The sequence below is a fragment of the Mesorhizobium sp. P160187 genome (assembly GCF_057766425.1).
On record NZ_JBYMDX010000004.1, the window covers coordinates 140,050 to 159,577 of the forward strand.

The window sequence follows — 19,528 nt, forward strand, 5'->3', positions numbered from 1 at the left end:
GCTAGCCCTTTGGCTGGCCCAATCGCAACCGTCATACGGTTGTTGCATGAATCGAGGCATAGCCTGCGCGAAAGCAACGGTGACGATCTGATGTCCGGTACAGAAACCCGCACTTTCCGCAGCATGTTCATATCCGACCTGCATCTCGGATCGAAGGCGGCCAAGGCCGAGTTCCTGATCGATTTCCTGCGGTATCACGACGCCGATATCATCTATCTCGTCGGTGATATCGTCGACGGCTGGCGGCTGCGGCGCAGCTGGCATTGGCCGCAGAGCCACAATGACGTCGTCCAGAAACTGCTGCGCAAGGCGCGCAAGGGCACCTCGATCACCTATATCGCCGGTAATCACGACGAATTCGCGCGCCAGTTCCAAGGCGTGCATTTCGGCGGCATCGTCGTTGCCGACCGCGCCATCCACGAAACCGCCGATGGCAGGCGCCTGCTGGTCATCCACGGCGACCAGTTCGATACCGTCGTCCACAATGCACGCTGGCTGGCCTACCTCGGCGACTACGCCTATGACGCCGCGATGGTGGTCAACCGCGTGGTGACGAGGCTCCGCCATATGCTCGGCCTTCCCTACTGGTCGTTCTCGTCCTGGGCCAAGGTCAAGGTCAAGAAGGCGGTGAACTTCATCGGCTCGTTCCAGACGGTGCTGACCGAGGAGGCCCGCCGCTCGCATGTCGACGGCGTCATCTGCGGCCACATCCATCACGCCGCCATCGAGACTTATGAGGATGTGCAGTACATCAACACCGGCGACTGGGTGGAGAGCTGCACGGCGGTGGTCGAACATTTCGACGGCAAGATGGAGATCATCCACTGGGCGCTGGTGCTGCCCGAAGCACCGGACGAGCCGTTCATCCCCTTGCTGATCGAAGACAGGGTCGTCGAAGCGGCATAACCCTCCTGTTAATCGACTGGCCCAGGCAGTTTCGGACCGCTTTCGCGCATGTTAAGGGATCGATCTGCGTTGCAGCCCTTTGTGCAGCGTAATTGGATCGATTCATGTCGCTGCCGCCGCTCTCGCCCGAACAACTCGTCAAGCCGCGCCATTTCGAACTGCGCATGAGTCTGATCTTCGCGACATTATTCGTGTCGCTGGGAACGCATGTGCCTTATTTCCCGCTGTGGCTGCATGCCCAGGGTTTCCACGCCGAGCAGATCGCCATCATCCTGGCGGCGCCGATGTTCCTGCGCGTGGTGACGACGCCGCTGCTGACCGCGCTGGCGGACCGGGCGAAGGACAGGGCCGATGTCTATATCGCGCTGGTGGCCGCGACGATGGTGCTTTCCGCCGGCTATTTCCTCACTCCCACCTATGCGGCGGTGCTTGCCGTATCGCTGGCGCTGACGGTGGTGTGGACGCCGCATTCGCCGATCGCCGATTCGCTCGCGCTGTCGGGCGTGCGCCGCTTCGGCTCGAACTACACCGCGATGCGCAAATGGGGCTCGATATCCTATCTCTGCGCCAACGTCGCAGGCGGCTTTATCCTGGCCTGGACGAGCCCGCAGGCCGTGCCGGTAATCATCTTTGCGGCGCTGTCTGCCGCGCTCGTCGCCGGATTGCTGGCGCCGCGGCTTGGCCGCCCGCGCCGCGCTTCGCCGCTATCTGCCGCCGACATCCAGCATCAGGCGCCGAGCCTTCTCAATCCGTATTTCCTGTATTTCACCCTCGGCGTCGGCATCATCACCGCCAGCCATGCCTTCCTCTACGGCTTTGTCTCAATCTACTGGAAATCGGTCGGCATCAGCGATTCCGTCGTTGGCCTGCTGTGGGCCTGGGGCGTGGTGGCCGAGGTCTGCATGTTCGTGTTTTTCAACCGTATTTTTGCCTCCGTCTCAGTCGTCAAGGTGATGCTGATCGCCGGCGTCGGCTCCATCGTGCGCTGGATCGCCTTTCCGTTGATCTGGCCACTCGGGCTTGGCGTTGCCGGTTTCTTCGGCGTCCAGACCCTGCATTCGGTGTCGGTGGCGATGGTGTTGATCGGCCTGCAGAAGATGATCGGCGAAACGGTTTCGGAAGAACGCACGGGTGCGGCGCAAGGCATTGCCTATTTCTTCAACGGCTTCTTCATGGCGGCGGTGACGCTGGCGTCCGGCCCGCTTTACGAGCGCTACGGCGTCGACGGCTTCCTGGCGATGATCCCGATCGCCATCATCGGCCTGGCGCTGATCGGGCTCGCCGCGCGTTCAGCCCCACAGCATCCTGTCAGGCGGTGACACCAGCGACCCCTGGTACACGAGGCCGGGCTGGCGGTCGCGGGCAAGCAGCAGCGGACCGTCGAGGTCGACGAAGTCGGCGCCTTGCGCCAAAAGCACTGCCGGCGCCATCGCCAGCGACGTGCCGACCATGCAGCCGACCATCACGCCGAATCCCAGCTCCCGGGCGCGGTCGCGAAGGGTAAGGGCGGCGGTCAGGCCGCCGGATTTGTCGAGCTTGATGTTGACGGCGTCATAGAGGCCGACAAGCGCTTCGAGGTCCTTCGCCTCGTGGAGGCTTTCGTCTGCGCAGATCGGCGCCGGATGCGCGATGTGGCGCAAGATGGCATCATGGCCGGCGGGAAGCGGCTGTTCGATCAGGGCTATGCCATGTTCGCCGGCGAAAGCGAGATTCTCGATGATGTTGGCATCGGTCCAGCCTTCATTGGCGTCGAGGATGATGCGGCTGTCGGGCGCCGCTTCGGTCACGGCGCGGATGCGGGCCATGTCGTTGTCGCCGCCAATCTTGACCTTGAGCAGCGGCCGCCCGGCATTGGCGCGGGCTTGCGCCGCCATTGCCTCCGGCTCGCCTAGCGACAGCGTGTAGGCCGTCTCCAGCGCCGACAAGGGCACAGCGTGGATGGCGTCCGCGACCGCAACGCCGCTGATCTTGGCCTCCAGGTCCCACAAGGCGCAATCGATGGCGTTGCGGGCAGCACCCGCCGGCATCGCATCGAGCAGGTCCTTGTGGCTGATGCCGCCTTCTATCTGCCGGCGCATGGCCTCGATGGCGTCGCGCACCCCCTCCATGGTCTCGCCATAGCGTTTGTAGGGGACGCATTCGCCCCATCCGCGATTGTCCCCATCGCTGATCGTGCAGGTAATGACTTCGGCTTCGGTCTTCGACCCGCGCGAGATGGTGAAGGTGCCGGCAATGGGAAAACGCTCGGCCTCAACCGAAATGACACGCGCCATAATTTTCTGCTCCGGCTATGCGACAACGCGTCGTCGGCAAATCGACAGGTACGACCCGTCAGGCTAAACAGGACGCCATGTTGACCATCGGCAAACGCGACGCAAGCGGCAACGCCGCCAAGGAGGCCGACCACCAGCCCCGCGTTGCGGTCGGCGAGGAGGGCGGCGTCCTCGGCTGCGCTTTCTCCGGCATCTGGACGACGACCACAGTGGCGCTGATCGACGCCGAGATGCGCAAGATCGAGCAGCGCAAAGGCTTCCAGACGCTCGCTTTGGATCTTTCCCACATCGAGAAGATGGACACCGCCGGAGCCTGGCTGATCGATCGCCTGGTCAGTGTCTTCGAAAAGAAGGGTGTCGAGATCAAGATGCAGGGGCAAAGCGATGTCGCCTCGATCCTGCTCGGCGCCGTTGGCGAAGCTGTCCGGCGCGAGCCCGAATCGCGCGGCGTCCGGCGCCCCAACATCATCCTCCGCGGGCTGGAGGCGGTCGGCCGCCGCATCTATGAGATGCGCGACGATTTCCTCGCCTCGATGAACATCCTCGGCGCCACCATCGGCGGCGCCCAGATGAAGCTCGGGCGCGGCCATGCCATCAATCCGGCGGCGATCTTCAACCAGATCGATCGCATGGGTGTCGGCGCCATCCCCGTGGTGGTGCTGATGTCGGCGATCGTCGGCGCCATCGTCGCCCAGCAGGGCGCCTACCAGCTCAACTATTTCGGCGCCAACATTTTCGTTGTCGATCTGGTCGGCGTGCTGATCCTGCGCGAGCTCGGCGTGCTGATGACCGCCATCATGATCGCCGGCCGTTCCGGCAGCGCCATCACCGCCGAGATCGGCTCGATGAAGATGCGCGAGGAGGTCGACGCGCTGAAGGTCATCGGCCTCAACCCGATCGGCGTGCTGGTGTTTCCGCGCCTGGTGGCGCTGGTGATCGCGCTGCCCTGTCTCACCATCGTCGCCAATTTTGCCGCTCTTGGCGGCGGCATCCTAGCCGCCTGGCTTTATTCCGGTATTGCGCCGACGGCCTTCATCGACCGGCTGCGCGGGGCAATCGATATCAGCACCATCTTCGCCGGGCTGATCAAGGCGCCGTTCATGGCCATGATCATCGGTACCATTGCTTCCGTAGAAGGCATGAAGGTCGGCGGCAGCGCCGAATCGCTGGGTCTGCACGTCACCGCCTCGGTTGTGAAATCGATCTTCGTCGTCATCATCCTCGATGGCCTTTTTGCCATCTTCTACGCATCGATCGAGTTCTGACATGATGCACAGAAACTCAAAGGCGACCAAAGCTGTGCAGGGAATGGAAGAAGACGATATCGTGCTGTCGGTGCGCGATATCACCGTTTCCCTGGACGACAAGCTGATCCTCGACAAACTGGCGCTCGACATCAAGCGCGGCGAAATCCTCGGTTTCGTCGGCGCCTCGGGCGCCGGCAAATCGGTGCTGCTGCGCACGATTCTCGGCCTGCTGCACAAGCAGTCCGGCACGATCAAGCTGTTTGGTCTCGACCTCGAAAAGGCCAGCGACATCGAACGGTTGCGCATCGATATGCGGCTTGGCGTGCTTTTCCAGCACGGCGCCCTGTTTTCGGCGTTGACCGTGCAGGAAAACGTGCAGGTGCCGATGCGCGAATATCTCGATCTGCCGAAGAAACTGATGGACGAGCTGGCCTTGCTCAAGATCGAACTGGTCGGCCTGCCGCCGGACGCCGCGCAAAAATTTCCCTCGGAGCTTTCGGGCGGCATGATCAAGCGCGCCGCCCTGGCGCGGGCGCTGGCGCTCGACCCCGACATTGTCTTCCTCGACGAGCCGACTTCCGGCCTCGACCCGATCAGCGCGTCCGAATTCGACGAACTGGTGGTCAAGCTGCGCGATACGATGGATCTGACGGTCTATATGGTGACGCACGATCTCGACACGCTGTTTACCGCTTGCGACCGCGTGGCGGTGCTCGGCAACAAGAAAATCCTGGTCGAAGGCACGATCGACGACATGCTGAAAAGCGAAGAACCGTGGGTCAAATCCTATTTCCGCGGAAAACGCGCTCGGCAACTTGATCTTGCCGCGCGCGCATAGACATAAGTGGGGCAATGGAAACCAGAGCCAACTACGTAATTGTCGGCATTTTCACCCTGGCTGCAATCCTGGCGGCGTTCGGGTTCGTCTATTGGACCGCCCAGATCGGTGATCGCGGCGAGACGGCGGAGCTGCGCGTGCGCATTCAGGGTTCGGCCTCCGGCCTCGGCCCCGGCAGTCTGGTGCTGTTCAACGGCGTCAAGGTCGGGGTGGTCAAGCGGGTCTATTTCGACCGCAATGACCCCAATGCCGCCATTGCTACGACCGAGATCGACCAGACAACGCCGCTCACCAAATCGACGCAGGCCGATATTGGCATCGCCAGCCTTGCCGGCCAGGTCAACATCGAATTGAAGGGCGCCGATCCCAAGGAACCGAACCTGCTGGAAGAGGCGGCAAAGGAAGGCAGGACCGCCGAGATCATCGCCAATCCATCGGCGGTCACCAACCTGCTGCAAACGGCACAGAATATCTTCACCCGTGCCGACAAGGTGCTTTCCGAACTCGAAGGTTTCACCAGGGATGTGCGCGGGCCGCTGACCCAGACCGTCAAGAACGCCCAGACATTTTCCGATGCGCTGGCCAGGAATGCCGACGGCATCGACAAGTTCCTGACCGCCGTCAGCGCGCTGTCGGACGAGTTGAAGGGTGTTTCCGGCAAGCTCGACGGCACACTGAAGGCTGCCGAAGGCCTGCTCAATGCCGTCGACAAGGACAAGATCAAGAGCATCGTCGCCAATGTGGACGCCGTCACGGCCAATCTGAAGGAGACCAGCGGACAGCTCGATGGCGTGATCAAGAACGTCGATACCGCGGTCGGCTCGGTCAACGATTTCGCCAAGCGCACGCAAGGCACGCTGGCAAAGGTCGACAATGTGCTCGACGGCATCGATCCGGCACAAGTGCGCGTGGCGCTCGCCAACATTCAGAAGGCCAGCGAAAACGCCAACAAGGCCGCCGCCGACATCGCCAAGGTGACCGACAAGTTCGCCGACCGGGCCGACGACATCGACGAGACGATCAAGGACGCCAAACAGCTTGCGTCGCGCCTCAACGATGCCTCGGTGCGCGTCGACGGCATCCTGAAAAGGGTCGATACGCTGCTCGGTTCGGGCCAGGCCGACGGCGTCATGGCCGATGCCAGGGACACGCTGAAGTCGTTCAAGCAGGTCGCCGACACGCTGAACGCCCGGCTTGGCACGATCACCGACAATATTGCGCGCTTCTCGGGCCAGGGCCTGTCGAATGTCGAGGCGCTGGTCCAGGACAGCCGGCGTTCGATCAGCCGCATCGAAGAGGCGGTGACCGATCTCAGCCGCAACCCGCAGCGCATCCTGTCGGGCGGCGACGGCGAGGTCCGGCAGTTCGATGGCAGGGCACGGCGTTGACTTCCGTGCCCGCCCGCAGCAATTACATGGACCGCGGATGCGGATTCATCATACGATCCGGGGACAGTGGGGATCACGCGTGACGTTCGGGTTGGGTGGGTATAGATCGGCAGTCGTTTTGCTTGGCTTGACGCTGGCTGGTTGCGCGGCATTGGGAGGCAAGCCGGCGCCGCTCGATACGTTCGAGCTGTCCGCCCCGTCGATCGACGCCCATGGCCACAGCCGCCGCCAGATCCTGATCGCCCAGCCCTCCGCGCTCAAGGCGCTGGACAGCCAGAACATCGTCATCAAGCCGTCAGATCGCTCGATCCAGTATCTCAAGGGCGCGCAATGGGCCGACCGGCTGCCGCTGATCGTGCAGGCGAGGCTCGCCGAAACCTTCCAGCGCTCCGGCAGCTTTGCCGGCGTCGGCAAGCCGGGCGAGGGGCTGGCTATCGACTACCAGGTGATCGTCGAGATCCGCTCCTTCGAAGTCCGCGTCAATGGTGGCGAGCATGCCGAGGTCAATCTCTTCGTGCGCATCCTGAACGACCGCAACGGCGAGGTGCGCGCCTCGAAGAGCTTCACCGCATCCGCTCCCGTCTCCGGCAGCGGCAATCCGGCCTATGTCAACGCGCTCGACAGCGCCTTCGGCGAGGCGGCGAAGGATATCGTGGGCTGGACGGACTCGGTGATCTGAGCGAACCCGGCGAGGCTTCGAACGATCGTTCGTCGCGTTAAACCAGCACTCGACCAAATATCGCAGGTTCGCGCTGCCCCTCATTGCGCTGCCGGGCATTTCTCCCCGTATAGTGAGAAAGAACGCCATCGCCAATGATTTCGCCAATTGTCACCGTCGCAGTATGGGCGGCGAGGCTGATGCCATCTCCCTTCACCCCGTCGCTATACGGGAGAAGGTGCCGGCAGGCGGATGAGGGGCAGCGCAGACCGACGATTTTGCACAAAGAAAAAGGCGGGAACTTCCCGCCTTTTCTGTGTCTGTGGTGTCGCCTCAATTAGTGCAAACGGCCGCTCGCATGGGCCAGCATGGTGTAGACCTTGCCGGTGTCCGACGTCAGGTAGGTCTGCGCCATGATGTTGTCGCGGTCGTTGCGCGAGACGTCCTTGAGCAGCTTCTCGAAATCGTCGCAGTAGCGGTCGACGGCGGCGCGGAACTCCGCCTCGGCCTGATATTTGCGGCGGATTTCGTCAAAGGTCTGCTGGCCCTTGAGCGTGTAGAGGCGGCGCGTGAACACGTCACGCTCGCCGCGCCGGTAGCGGTTCCACAGCTCGATCGAGGCGTCGTGGTCGATCGCCCGGGCAATATCGACCGAGAGCGAGTTGAGCGACTCCATGACATGCAGCGGCGAGCGCTGGGCGGGAGTTGCGCGCGGTGCTTCCGCGGGCGCTGCCGGCCTGGCGACTTCCTCCTCGCGCGATGCTCCGGTCAGGAGATCGCGCACCCAGCCGCCTTGCGGCGTGCGGGCGTTGGCGTCGCGCTGGCGCGGTGCTTCGGCAGGGCGTTCGATATCGAGCGTGCCACGCAGGCCGCCGAGCGGCGCCTGCGGAGCAGGGCGCTCCGGCTGTGGCGCCGGCGGCGGGCGGCGTACCGGCTCGGCCGGGCGCTGCACTGGCGTCTGAGGCGCCGGGCGCAGGGCGCGCGGTTCGGCATTGTCGCCGCCACGTCCCGATTTCGCAACGATATCCGAAAGTTCCTTGAGCGCGTTGATCTGCTCGGCAACGGCACGGCGGATCGCCGAGGTCGATTCCTTGGCCTCTTCCGGCATTTCGATGACGCCCTTCTTGAGCTCGGCGCGGGTGAGGTCGAGCTCGCTCTTGATCGAGCTTGCGGTGCGCCGCATCTCCTCGGTCGCATCGGCGAACCGGCTGGTTGCCGAATCGACCACTTCCGTTATGGCGATGCGGATCTTGTCGGCTGATGCCAGCGTCTTGCCTTCGGCATTCTGCATCGTCTGGCCGACAAGGTTTTCGAACGAACGCATCACCTTCTCGAGGTCTTCCGACTTCTTGACCAAGCCGACGGCGAGATCTTCGAGCGACGATTGCCGCTCAAGCGTGTGCTCCAGATTGCTCTGCGCCGAGCTCAACAGATCCGAAGCCGAGGACAGCAAGCGGCTGTGCTCGTCGAACTTGGTGGCGATCGAGGCCACTTCGCGCAGGGTCGACGACGACAGTTCGGTAAGCCGCGTCGTGTTCGAATCGACCAGGCGTGCCGAGCTGGCGAAGGTCTGCGCGGCCTTTTCGGTGGTTGCCGCGAAGCTTTGCGTGCTGCCGCTCAGACGTTCGTCAACCTGGCCGAGGTTGATCGCCGCCTGTTCGATCAGCTCACCAAGCTGCGAGCTGGAGACGCTCATGCGGCCGATGAGGTCGGCGACGCTATCGGCGAGCGACGAGCGCGCGCCTTCGACGGCCGACAGCGTTTCGGCGGTGCGGCTGGCGAGCGCGTTGACGAGGGCGGCATTTTCGCTGCGCAGCTTCTCGGTCGCGCGTTCGGTGACCTCTTCCATGCTCTTTTGCAGTTCCGAGCCGCCCTGGGCGAAGCGCTCGACCAGCGGCCGCGCGGTTTCGTCCAGGATCTTCGCCATCTCGGCCGAACGCGCCGCCAGCATCGTGTTGAGCTCGCGGGTATTGGTGCCGATTGTCTTGGCAGCGTCGTTGGTGCTTTGGCCGATGTGCTGGCCGACCGCGGTAAAAGTCTCCGCAATCGTGTTGGCGCGCGAGATCAGCTGAGCTTCTGCGCTGGAAACCTGCTCGTTGAGCTTCTGGCCCATCGTCTCCGTCGTATAAAGAAGGCGGTTCTCGACGCTGGCGACCTGTTCCTCGACGCGCGAAGCTGCGGACGCAACGCTCGCGGCCAGTCGCTCATCGGCGCCGGCAAGAGCCTGCTCCATCTCGCGGGCGTGGACGGCAAGTTCCTGGCCGGTCTGGCGTGCGCGTTCGGCAACACGCTGCTCGGTGCTGGCGAAGGCGCCGACGATGTTGTCGGCATGCTCGCCGATCGTCGACGTGGAGTCGGCGATGCGCGACACCAGGCGGTGATCGGCCTCGTCGAAGATGCGGCTGATCTCGGTGGCGCGTGCCGACAGCGCGTCCGAACCCTCGGCAATGCGCGAGATCAGCTGCTGGTCGGCGGCGTCGAAGATGCGGCCAAGGTCGGAGGCGCGGGCGGCGAGCGCTTCGGCGGATTCGCCGATGCGCATGCTCAGCCGCTGGTCGGCGCCCTCGAAGTTACGCAGGATGTCGCCGGCGCGGTCGGCCAGCGACTGCGCCGTCTCGACCGCGCGGGCGACCAGCTTCTGGTCGGCGGCGTCGAACGTGCCGGCGATCTCGCCGGCGCGGGCAGCCAGCCGTCCGGCCGTTTCTTCGGCGCGGGCGAGCAGCGAGTTCGACGTCTCGTCGTGCCGGGCAAGCAGCACGCTCGACGTATCCTCGGTGCGAGCGAGCAAGGCGTTCGTCGTGTCCTCGGCGCGGGCCAGCAAGGCGTTCGTCGTATCCTCTGCGCGCGCAATCAGGGCGCTCGATGTGTCCTCGGCACGTGCGTGCATACGGCGATCCGCGTCCTCGAAGGTCCGGGCGATGTCCTCGGCCCGGGCCAAAAGGGCGGCCGAGGTCTGCTCGGCACGCTCGGCGATCTTGCGGTCCGCGTCACTGAAGGCAGCACCGGCCTGTTCGTGCAGCGCGCTGGTGACTTCCATCACCTTCTCGCGCAGCGCGCCGGCAACGAAGACGGCGCTCTTTTCGAGCACGCTGCGGACATTGTCGACACCCACCGACAACGCGCGCTCCATGGTTCCGGCGCGCTCTTCGATGATGCCGGTCTGCTTGCTGAAGGCCTGCTCGATCTTCTCGACATCGGCAGCGATTGCCGCCGAGATATCGGTGCTTCTGCCGGCAATCTGGTCGATATGGCCCGACAGCGAGCGGTCGACATCCTTACGAATGTCGGCGAGCTTTGCCAGATCGTCTTCCAGCGCCTGGGTCAACATGTTGCGGCCTTCGGCCAGCTTGCCGACATGGCCGGCGATGATGTCGTCAACCTCACCGCGGCTTGCCGACAGCTTCTGCAGGTCGGCTTCCAGCGCACGTTTCAGGATGTCTCGCCCCTCGGCCAGCTTCTCGACCTGGCCTGCGACCAGTCCGTCGATGCTCGACCGGCTCTCGGCCAGCTTGGCGAGGTCGTCCTCGAGAGCCTTCGACAGCGTCGCGCGATCCCGGACGAGCTTGTCGCTGTGACCCTCGATCAGGCTGTTGACATTTTCCAAATCCGCTTCCAGCACCCGTGCGAACTCGCCACGGTTTTCGCTCAGCTTCTGCGACTGGTCGGCAATGGCGCTCCTGATCGCATTGAGATCGGCTTCGAGCGCCCGTGTGAGGATGTCGCGGCCCTCGGCGAGCTTCTCGACCTGTCCGGCGACCAGCCCATCGATGTTGGAGCGGCTCTCCGCCAGCTTGGCGATGTCGTCTTCCAGTGCCTTTGAGAGCGCCGAACGGTCCTGGACGAGCCTGTTTTGATGATCGGCCATGATGCCGCTGACATTGTGCAAATCGTCCTGAAGCGCCTGAGATAGCGTCGAACGATCCTGGACAAGCCGGCTCGAGTGGTCGGTGATCAGGCTGTTAACATTCTGAAGGTCATCCTTAAGCGCCTGGGATAGCGTCGAACGATCCTGCACAAGCCGGTTCGAGTGGTCGGCGATCAGGCTGTTCACATTTTGCAGGTCGGCTTCCAATGCCCTGGAAAGCTGACCGCGCTCTTCCGCCACCTTGTCGGAATGACCCGCGATGGCACCCTTGATGGTGTTGAGGTCGGCTTCGAGCGCGCGCTTGAGGATATCGCGGCCCTCGGCCAGCTTCTCGACCTGGCCGGCGACCAGCCCGTCGATGCTCGACCGGCTCTCGGCGAGCTTGGCGAGGTCGGCCTCGAGCGTCTGTGACAACAGGCCACGATCGTCGGCAAGCCGGCTCGAATGGTCGGAGAGCAGGCCCCTGATGCCGGATAGGTCGTTCTCCAGCGCCTTGCTGAGTTCGGTGCGGTCCTCGGCCAGTTTCGCCGAGTGGTTCTCGATCACGCCCTTGATGCCGATAATGTCGTTTTCGAGCGCCTTGGTCAGGATGGCGCGGCCTTCGGCGATCTTTTCAACCTGGCCGGCGACCAGCCCGTCAATCGAGGCGCGGCTGTCGGCGAGCTTGCCGAGATCGGCTTCCAGGGCGCGCGACAGAATGTTGCGGCCTTCGGCCAGTTTACCGACATGTCCGGCGACCATTTCGTCAATGATCGTACGGGCTTGCACAAGTTTTCCGGAGTCTTCATGCAAAGCCTGGTTGAGCCGGTTGCGGCCTTCTTCAAGCCGCTCGAGATGGCTGCCCAGCGACGCGTCGATGGCGGCGCGCGACTCGTTGACCTTGCGCAGATCCTCTTCCAGGGCGCGCGAGATCAGGTTGCGGCCTTCGGCCAGCTTCTGCACCTGGTTGGTTACGGCCGCATCGATGCCGGCACGGCCCTCGGCGAACTTCGCCAGGTCCGCCTGCATGGCAGCCGCCATGCGTTCGCGGCTTTCGGACAGCTTGCGGCTGTGGTTTTCGACGGCGTCCTCGATGCCGACACGGGCATCGGCAAGACGCTGGATGTCGGTGTCGAAGGAGCGCGACACGACATGGCGGGCGGCTTCCATGCGGCCGGCGAAATCGCTGGCGCGGGCTTCGAGCATCGACGAGGTCGACGAGACGATGTCGGCCATGTCGGCGCCGATCTGGGTCTTACCCTGATCGATCATCGCCGACAAATGATCCTTGCTCTCGGCAAAGGTGTGGGCGATCTCGCGGGCGCGCTCGACCAGCGTTTCGTTGATCTGGCGGGCGCGCGCCTCGAGCGCGGCGTTGAGCTTCTGCGTGCCGGTATCGAGTGCTTCGGCGCGGGTCTGGAATTCGCTGATCAGCGCCTGGCCGCGCTCGGCCAGCGTCCGCTCGATGCCGTTCAGGCTGGACTCGAATTCCGAGCTCAGGGTGCGGGCGGCGCCGCCGAGCAGCGACACCATACCGGTGGTGCGGTCGTCGAGCAGGTCGGTCAGCGACCGGGTCAGGCCGTCTGTGGTGTCCGTCAGCTTGGCGATGCGGGTGTCGAGCAGCGAAGCAAAGGCTTCGCCCGATGTCGACAGCCTGTCGGTGATTGAATCCAGCCGGGTTTCGACGGAATCGAAGATCGACATCGAGCTTTCATTGATGCGGTCGATCAGCGTGTCGCCGGAATTCGTGATCGTCATCGACAGCTTGGTCGACGCGTTGAGGATAGAGTCGCGAATAATGTCGGAGGCGGCGCCGATCTCGTCCTTCAGCGTTTCATGCGCGCCGGTGATCGAGGCGCGCACGCGCTCGGCATGAGTGACGACGGCTTCGCGCTCGCTGCCCAGCCCGTCGACCAGCGACCGGATGCGCGATTCATTCTCCGAATAGGAGCGTTCGATCTGGTTGACCTCGCTGTGGACCAGCGTTTCGAGCTCGACGGCGCGCGCCAGCGTGCGCTCAATGCCTTCGCCCATCGCCGCCACTTCACGGCGAACGGCCTGGCCGATCATCATCACGCGGTCTTGGGCGAGGTTTTCCGGCTCCGCCAAGCGGAAAGCCACCTCCGTCATCGACTGCGCGGCAATGCGCATTTCCTGCGCGCGGCGGATCATCGCCGCGAAGGCCCAAAACAGGACGACCGGTATGATTGCCGCGATCGCCAGGCCGATCAGTTCAGGGCGGGCCAGGATTTGATCGAACGTACGAATTTTCCAGATGCTGGGGCCAAACAGCAGATTGGCGAGGCCGCCGGCGCCGGCGATCCAGGCCAGCGACACGAACGCCACGACCCAATAGATCGTGCTAGACGCGCGCCGGTTGAGGCTGTGCAGCAGCGTCTTGTAATCTTTCTGGCGGTCATCGTTTGCCGGCTTGAAGCCGGCTGGCTGGGCGCTGTTGCGCGATTCGACCGGGCGCAGCTCGGCGGGCTTGGCTGCCGGCTTCGCACTCTGGTTTTGTTGGACGGGCGCGTTTTGAGCGGGGGCGGGCTTCTGGGGGCGGCCTTCGCGCGCCAGTTCGTCCGCGGCCTGCGATATCTGCGCTTCCAGATCTTCCATCGACGCCGCGATATCGAGATCGCCGCTGCCGTCTCCGCTGAGATCGAGGTCTAGTGCCTTTTCGAGTTCCCTGGCTACGTCGCTGTCGAGAGTTCTGGTCGTCGTTGGTTTCTTCGCCATGCCTTCGCTACCCTGTACTAGCTGCCGAGGGACTTCTTATTTTTGCCTGATTCTGGCTCGTCTTATCCCACGCAGGAGGCTGAAAATGGACCTTCGTATCGTAATGACACACAGGGGTAAAGAAAACATGCATTCCGCGAGATACGTAAAACTTTAAATATAAGGTTAACGAGAACGTGATCTAACCGCCTCAGCGGCAACAATTTTCCAGCCCATTCATTAACGCGTTGGCGACGGAAATCGCCTAGTTTTTTCGGCGATCGGCACAAGGAGTTTCAAATTGGTACGCGGTGAAAGCGGCATTGCCTTCTCAATCCCGGGCGGCGATGCGTCGGGACCGGCCCGTTCGCGCCCAGTGGATCTGGCCCATCTGGCCCGTCAGACAATGGGCGATCGCGCCCTCGAACAGGAGGTATTGGCACTGTTCGTACAGCAGGCGCTTTCCGTCCGCGACAGAATAGTCGATGCCGACATCAGGGAGCGACTGCTTCTGGCGCATGGGCTGAAAGGTTCGGCGCGCGGGGTCGGCGCCTTTGCCATCGCCGACTGCGCCACCTCGATCGAACAGCAGCCGGAAGATGCGCGCATCCTCAAGCGCCTCGGCACCCTGATCGAGGAAGTGCGCGATTTCATCGCCGCCATCAGCCGGTAATGGCTGCCGCTCGGCAGCGGCCACCGGGATGAATCGACGAGGCCAGGGCGTGCTTTGGCCAGCCTTCCGAAAAAACGTCACAAAGCGGCGCTTTCGCGCCGCAGTTGACTTGTCCGGTGGAGTGATTATCTCGGCTGGGACTCCCTTCAGGTGATAAATGACCAAGCTGACCTTCATTGCCCATGACGGCACTCCTTTCGATGTCGAGGCCGAAAACGGCTCGACCGTCATGGAGAATGCGATCCGTAGCGCGGTGCCGGGCATCGAGGCAGAATGCGGCGGCGCCTGCGCCTGCGCGACCTGCCATGTCTATGTCGACGAAGCCTGGACGGCCGAGGTCGGCGAGCCGGAGGCGATGGAAGAGGACATGCTGGACTTCGCCTATGACGTCCAGCCGAACTCGCGGCTGTCCTGCCAGATCAAGGTGCGCGACGCGCTTGACGGCCTGGTCGTGCGCGTGCCGGCTCGCCAGGGTTGATCTCCCGTACCATCTGATTTTTCCCGCCGCCGCTTGGCAGCGGGCCAATGCTCATGCAGTCTCGCGCCAGTTTCGCCCCAGTCTGACAATGAGGCTCGCCTGGCATGACCGATGTAATCAAGACGGACGCACTCATCGTCGGGGCGGGTCCGGTCGGCCTGTTCGCCGTGTTCGAACTTGGCCTCTTCGACATGAAGTGCCATCTGATCGACATCCTCGACCGACCGGGCGGCCAATGCGCCGAACTCTATCCGGAAAAGCCGATCTACGACATTCCAGGCTGGCCCTCGATCTCGGCGCAAGGACTGGTCGACAAACTGCTCGAGCAAATTCACCCGTTCAAGCCGGATTTTACCTTCAACCGCATGGTCTCCAGCCTGGAAAAGCTGGACGACGGCTCATTTCGGGTCATCACCGACGAGAACGAGGTGTTCGAAGCCAAGGTGGTGGTGATCGCCGCCGGTGGCGGCTCGTTCCAGCCCAAACGGCCGCCCATTCCCGGCATCGAGGCCTATGAGGGCAGGAGCGTCTTCTATTCGGTGCGCCGTATGGAGGCATTCCGGGGCCACGACATCGTCATCGTCGGCGGCGGCAATTCCGCACTCGACTGGACGCTGAACCTGCAGCCGGTGGCAAAAAGCGTCACGCTGGTCCATCGACGCGCGGAATTCAGGGCGGCGCCCGACAGCGTCAACAAGATGTATGCCATGCAGGAGATGAAGCAGCTGGAGTTCCGGGTCGGCCAGGTGAGCGGCCTGACCGGCGCCGACGGCGAGCTGGCCTCTGCTACCATCAAGGGCGGGCCTGACGGCGACATCGAGGTGCCGTGCACGCGCATGCTGCCATTCTTCGGCCTGACCATGAAGCTCGGCCCGATCGCCGAATGGGGGCTCAACCTTCATGAGAACCTCATCCCGGTCGATACCGAGAAATTCCAGACCTCGGTGACAGGCATCTTTGCCGTCGGCGATATCAACTGGTACCCAGGCAAGCTGAAGCTGATCCTGTCGGGTTTTCACGAGGTGGCGCTGATGGCGCAGGCCGCCAAGCGCATCATCAGCCCGGGCGAGCGCATCGTCTTCCAGTACACGACGTCGTCGACGAGCCTGCAGAAGAAGCTCGGCGTCGTGGAGTAGGTCCTACAGGGCTTTCCGGATCACTCCACCAGAACGACCGGCGCCTCGGCGTCGTCGCGGCCGCGCAGTGACTTCTCCGGCATCAGCGCCAGCGTGATCAGCGCCAGCACGAGCGTGACCGCCGCGGCAAGGAAGATCATCATGAAGGGCGTCGCCGAGACGATCTGTCCGGCAGCCGGCGCGCCTTCGCCGGCAAGCGGCAGGCCATAGCCGAGCGCGACGGCGCCGAGCATGGCGACGCCGAGCGCGCTGCCCAGCGAACGCAGGAAGGTCAGCACGCCGGTGGCAACGCCGAGATGCGCGCGGTCGACGGCGTTCTGCACCGATACGGTGGCGACCGGGAAGGTGGTGCCGCTTCCAAGGCCGATGCAGATGGTCAAGAGCTCGACCACCAGCAGCGAGGCGCGGCCGGCGACCAGGCTGAGCACGCCAAGACAGATAATGGCGAAGAGAACGCCGACCATGGCGATACGCTTGTAGTGGAAGAAGCGCGGTATCGTGCGGCCGCTGAACGTCGCGCCGGCGACCGTTCCGAGCAGCAGGCCGAGCATGGCAAGGCCCGACTGGCTGACCGACAGGCCGATGATCGACTGCAGATAGACCGGCAGGTACACCGACAGGCCGATATTGGCGGCCTGCAGCAGGAACATCGACGCCGTGCCAGCAAGCACGATCGGATTGCTCAGCACTTCAAGCGAAATCAGCGGCTCGGCCGCACGCATCAGCCTGAGCGCGAACGCACCCCAGAAGACCGCCGAACAGGCGAGCAGGCCGACGATCTCGCGCGAGGCCCATGGATAGGCGCTGCCGCCCCAGTTGAGGGCCAAAAGCAGCAATGCCGTCGCCACCACCAGAAGCAGCGCGCCCGGCGCGTCGATGCGATGCCGCTTTGCGGCGACCGGCAGTTTGCGCAGCGGCTTGTTGATGATGGCCATGGCCAAGATGCCGAGCGGGATATTGATCCAGAAGATCAGCGACCAATGCAGATGTTCGGCAAATCCGCCGCCGAGCAAAGGCCCGGCGATGCTGGCGACCGCCCAGGTGCCCGAAATCCAGGCGGCATAACGCGCGCGTTCGCGCGGCGGCACCAGGTCGCCGATGACGATCTGCGCCAGGGCGAACAGGCCGCCGCCGCCCGCACCCTGGATCGCCCGGCCGACAACCAACACGAACATGTTGGGGGCCATGGCGCTGACCAGCGATCCCAGAAGGAAGATCAGGATCGCCGCATAGACGGTCGGCCGGCGGCCATAGACGTCGGAAATCTTGCCGTAGAGCGGCGCCATGGCCGTCGCCGTCAGGAGATAGCCGGTCACGATCCACGGCAGGTAGTCGGCATGGCCGAGCGAACGGCCGATGGTCGGCATGGCCGGCGCGACGATTGTCTGGTCGAGCGCCGCCAGCAGCATCGACAAAAGGATGCCGGCGATGATGACGTTCTTCTCGCTTTCCGTCAGCGGCGCGGCGGGCGCCACCCTATCCGGCTTGTCGACAGCCTGGTCCATATCAGTTCATCCATAACGTTCGAGAGCGATTGCGCGGCGCCAAATGGCCGCTCCGCTACGCGCCGCCTCAATTGGTCTTGATCTGGTGTTTCGAAGCTCGCGCCTTGCCAGCCTGACATATCTTGCGAGCCTGACATATGTCGTCCCGTATAGGCCGATTTCGACCTTTGCCCGAAAATTTTCTGGGGCTGGCCTCATGTTTCGGCAGAATTGGCTTGGTATCAGCCCTGTGGTTCAGCCGGGCGGAAGCTGGCCGTTCTGGACGCGCTGCATGCGGTAGCGCAGCAGCCGCAGGATGCGGCTTTCGAAATTCACGCCTTCGACGCGGTCGAAGCGCAACTGGTCCTGGTCATGCCTGGCGAGTTCGGCCGCGGTGATCTGCGCCGCCTTCGCCTTGGCCCCGGCGCAGGTCTTTTGCGCAAAGCTCGCGTTCAGCGCGTCTTCGAGCAGGCGGCCGTGGTTCTTGGCGATCTCGACATGACGCTCCTCATGGCGCTTGATGTCTGCCGACAGGGTGTCCCAGAACAGCCTGACATCGGGATCGGCCTTGCGCGGCCTGCGCCACTCCGGAAGGATGACCTTGACCTTGACGGTAACGGCGGCCTTGGCGATGCGGCAGGTGTCTGCGGTTTGCGCGTAGCTGATGCGGGTGGTGAACGCCATCTGGGTGGCGCCTGGATGCCGCATCCCGGTGCTTTTCACCTCGGGTCCATGCTTCGACAATTGCGTCTCGATGTCATCGAGCGTGCTGCCGCCGATGGCAAAATAGCTGTAGGTCTTCACCAGATTGGCAGCATTCGCCGGCAGGACGGTCAAAGCCAGCATCAGGGCGCAGAGCAGGGGTCGTTTCATCATGTTGCCTCTTCACTCACCTTGCTTTACGGCCGTTGCCGGCGCAACGGAATTGATCTTCCACCGATCACGCATCGTTGATGGATTGCAAGCGCTCGATGAGCCACATATGCCAATGAGCCACATGCCAATGAGACACATGGTTGAAGGACAATGACGACAAGGCGATGGCAACTGGCGCATAAGTGCCATCTCGACCTTGGCGAGAAAGCCATTGTGGTCGGCATTCTCAACGTCACGCCCGACAGTTTTTCGGATGGCGGACTGTTCATCACGCCTGACCAGGCGGTGGCGCAGGCGCACCGCATGGTGGAAGAAGGCGCCGCCGTCGTCGATATCGGCGGGGAATCGACGCGCCCCGGCGCCTCGCCCGTGACGCCTGAAGAAGAGCAGGCCCGCATCCTGCCGGTCATCGCCGCGCTCGCCAGTTCAGGCGAAGCCCTGATTTCGGTCGACACCTATCGCGAGGAAACCGCGCGCCTCGCCGTCGCCGCCGGCGCGCATATCGTGAACGATGTCTGGGGCTTGCAGCGTGAACCCGGCATCGCCCGCGTCGCCGCCGAGACCGGCGCCGGACTGGTCATCATGCATACCGGGCGCGGGCGGCAAAAACTGCCCGACGTCATCGCCGACCAGTTTTTGTTCCTCAAGGCTTCGCTGGAAGTCGCCAGGCGCAGCGGCGTTGCGGACGATCATATCGTACTCGATGCCGGCTTCGGCTTCGCCAAGGAGACGGCTGAGGAAAACCTCGACCTGATGGCGCGGTTTTCCGAGCTTAAGGAGCTCGGTTTTCCCTTGATGGCCGGCACCTCCAGAAAACGCTTCATCGGCACCGTCACCGGCCGCGAAGCCGGCGCGCGCGCCGCCGGGACGGCAGCCACCAGTGTCATTCTGAGGCTGAAGGGCGCCGATCTGTTTCGCGTCCACGATGTCGCAATCAACGTGGACGCACTGGCGGTCGCCGATGCTATGCTGGCGCGCGAAAAGCCAGGACGCTGAGCCCAGGACAGTAAGA

The 19,528-nt window shown here is 63.5% G+C and carries 14 protein-coding genes; 10 read left to right on the forward strand and 4 right to left on the reverse strand.

Translation table 11 applies throughout. The annotated features are described in order from the left end of the window. The first annotated feature begins 90 nt into the window (after positions 1-90). A complete protein-coding gene (locus AC3CCE_RS17650) occupies positions 91-906 on the forward strand; it encodes a UDP-2,3-diacylglucosamine diphosphatase (RefSeq protein WP_352512644.1) in 816 nt (271 codons plus the stop codon). Between the two features lie 104 nt (positions 907-1,010). Next, complete coding sequence (locus AC3CCE_RS17655; protein WP_023715970.1) at positions 1,011-2,225, forward strand: MFS transporter; 1,215 nt, start codon at positions 1,011-1,013, stop codon at positions 2,223-2,225. On the opposite strand, the gene dgcA is transcribed toward AC3CCE_RS17655, so the two are convergent. Next, the gene (dgcA, locus tag AC3CCE_RS17660; RefSeq protein WP_352624625.1) at positions 2,196-3,179 is read right to left on the reverse strand and encodes an N-acetyl-D-Glu racemase DgcA; all 984 of its coding nucleotides are present in this window, start codon (positions 3,177-3,179) and stop codon (positions 2,196-2,198) included. The genes AC3CCE_RS17655 and dgcA overlap by 30 nt on opposite strands. A 77-nt stretch (positions 3,180-3,256) precedes the next feature. On the opposite strand from dgcA, the gene AC3CCE_RS17665 reads away from it, so the two are divergent. Genes AC3CCE_RS17665 through AC3CCE_RS17680 form a run of 4 tightly spaced genes read left to right on the forward strand, consistent with a single transcriptional unit; the run spans position 3,257 to position 7,331 of the window. Beyond that, the gene (locus AC3CCE_RS17665) at positions 3,257-4,444 is read left to right on the forward strand and encodes an MlaE family ABC transporter permease (RefSeq protein ID WP_023708615.1); all 1,188 of its coding nucleotides are present in this window, start codon (positions 3,257-3,259) and stop codon (positions 4,442-4,444) included. A gap of 1 nt (position 4,445) precedes the next feature. Further along, positions 4,446-5,264 (forward strand): ABC transporter ATP-binding protein, encoded by an 819-nt coding sequence (locus AC3CCE_RS17670; protein ID WP_488377171.1) that lies wholly within the window; start codon positions 4,446-4,448, stop codon positions 5,262-5,264. Between the two features lie 14 nt (positions 5,265-5,278). Continuing rightward, complete coding sequence (locus AC3CCE_RS17675; protein WP_352624627.1) at positions 5,279-6,652, forward strand: MlaD family protein; 1,374 nt, start codon at positions 5,279-5,281, stop codon at positions 6,650-6,652. Positions 6,653-6,689: 37 nt separating this feature from the next. Beyond that, positions 6,690-7,331 (forward strand): ABC-type transport auxiliary lipoprotein family protein, encoded by a 642-nt coding sequence (locus AC3CCE_RS17680; protein WP_444849047.1) that lies wholly within the window; start codon positions 6,690-6,692, stop codon positions 7,329-7,331. Between the two features lie 316 nt (positions 7,332-7,647). On the opposite strand, the gene AC3CCE_RS17685 is transcribed toward AC3CCE_RS17680, so the two are convergent. Next, on the reverse strand, positions 7,648-13,890 hold the full coding sequence (locus tag AC3CCE_RS17685) for a kinesin (RefSeq protein WP_352624629.1): 6,243 nt from the start codon (positions 13,888-13,890) through the stop codon (positions 7,648-7,650). Between the two features lie 280 nt (positions 13,891-14,170). On the opposite strand from AC3CCE_RS17685, the gene AC3CCE_RS17690 reads away from it, so the two are divergent. The 3 genes from AC3CCE_RS17690 (at position 14,171) to AC3CCE_RS17700 (ending at position 16,156) form a co-directional block, all read left to right on the forward strand. Then, positions 14,171-14,542, forward strand: a complete 372-nt coding sequence (locus AC3CCE_RS17690; RefSeq protein WP_352624631.1) for an Hpt domain-containing protein — start codon at positions 14,171-14,173, stop codon at positions 14,540-14,542. A 157-nt stretch (positions 14,543-14,699) separates the two neighbouring features. Next, positions 14,700-15,020, forward strand: coding sequence for a 2Fe-2S iron-sulfur cluster-binding protein (locus AC3CCE_RS17695; protein ID WP_023673507.1), 321 nt, complete (start codon positions 14,700-14,702; stop codon positions 15,018-15,020). A gap of 104 nt (positions 15,021-15,124) precedes the next feature. Continuing rightward, on the forward strand, positions 15,125-16,156 hold the full coding sequence (locus AC3CCE_RS17700; RefSeq protein ID WP_488377172.1) for an NAD(P)/FAD-dependent oxidoreductase: 1,032 nt from the start codon (positions 15,125-15,127) through the stop codon (positions 16,154-16,156). 20 nt (positions 16,157-16,176) lie between these two features. Here the strand turns inward: AC3CCE_RS17700 and AC3CCE_RS17705 are convergent, their stop codons facing one another. Both AC3CCE_RS17705 and AC3CCE_RS17710 read right to left on the reverse strand, forming a co-directional pair. Further along, a complete protein-coding gene (locus AC3CCE_RS17705) occupies positions 16,177-17,661 on the reverse strand; it encodes an MDR family MFS transporter (protein ID WP_352624635.1) in 1,485 nt (494 codons plus the stop codon). Positions 17,662-17,895: 234 nt separating this feature from the next. Further along, entirely contained in the window at positions 17,896-18,516 is a 621-nt protein-coding gene (locus AC3CCE_RS17710; protein WP_031196153.1) for a DUF922 domain-containing Zn-dependent protease, read from the reverse strand. Between the two features lie 150 nt (positions 18,517-18,666). Between AC3CCE_RS17710 and folP the strand changes: the two genes are divergently transcribed. After that, entirely contained in the window at positions 18,667-19,512 is an 846-nt protein-coding gene (gene folP, locus AC3CCE_RS17715) for a dihydropteroate synthase (protein WP_023742509.1), read from the forward strand. The last annotated feature ends 16 nt before the right edge of the window (positions 19,513-19,528 follow it).

Excerpts from the sequence above, each read along its gene's own strand:
- AC3CCE_RS17650 (WP_352512644.1), top strand. The coding sequence starts at position 91 with ATGTCCGGTACAGAAACCCGCACTTTCCGCAGCATGTTCATATCCGAC.
- AC3CCE_RS17655 (WP_023715970.1), top strand. The coding sequence starts at position 1,011 with ATGTCGCTGCCGCCGCTCTCGCCCGAACAACTCGTCAAGCCGCGCCAT.
- dgcA (WP_352624625.1), bottom strand. The coding sequence starts at position 3,179 with ATGGCGCGTGTCATTTCGGTTGAGGCCGAGCGTTTTCCCATTGCCGGC.
- AC3CCE_RS17665 (WP_023708615.1), top strand. The coding sequence starts at position 3,257 with ATGTTGACCATCGGCAAACGCGACGCAAGCGGCAACGCCGCCAAGGAG.
- AC3CCE_RS17670 (WP_488377171.1), top strand. The coding sequence starts at position 4,446 with ATGATGCACAGAAACTCAAAGGCGACCAAAGCTGTGCAGGGAATGGAA.
- AC3CCE_RS17675 (WP_352624627.1), top strand. The coding sequence starts at position 5,279 with ATGGAAACCAGAGCCAACTACGTAATTGTCGGCATTTTCACCCTGGCT.
- AC3CCE_RS17680 (WP_444849047.1), top strand. The coding sequence starts at position 6,690 with ATGCGGATTCATCATACGATCCGGGGACAGTGGGGATCACGCGTGACG.
- AC3CCE_RS17685 (WP_352624629.1), bottom strand. The coding sequence starts at position 13,890 with ATGGCGAAGAAACCAACGACGACCAGAACTCTCGACAGCGACGTAGCC.
- AC3CCE_RS17695 (WP_023673507.1), top strand. The coding sequence starts at position 14,700 with ATGACCAAGCTGACCTTCATTGCCCATGACGGCACTCCTTTCGATGTC.
- AC3CCE_RS17700 (WP_488377172.1), top strand. The coding sequence starts at position 15,125 with ATGACCGATGTAATCAAGACGGACGCACTCATCGTCGGGGCGGGTCCG.
- AC3CCE_RS17705 (WP_352624635.1), bottom strand. The coding sequence starts at position 17,661 with ATGGACCAGGCTGTCGACAAGCCGGATAGGGTGGCGCCCGCCGCGCCG.
- AC3CCE_RS17710 (WP_031196153.1), bottom strand. The coding sequence starts at position 18,516 with ATGATGAAACGACCCCTGCTCTGCGCCCTGATGCTGGCTTTGACCGTC.
- folP (WP_023742509.1), top strand. The coding sequence starts at position 18,667 with ATGACGACAAGGCGATGGCAACTGGCGCATAAGTGCCATCTCGACCTT.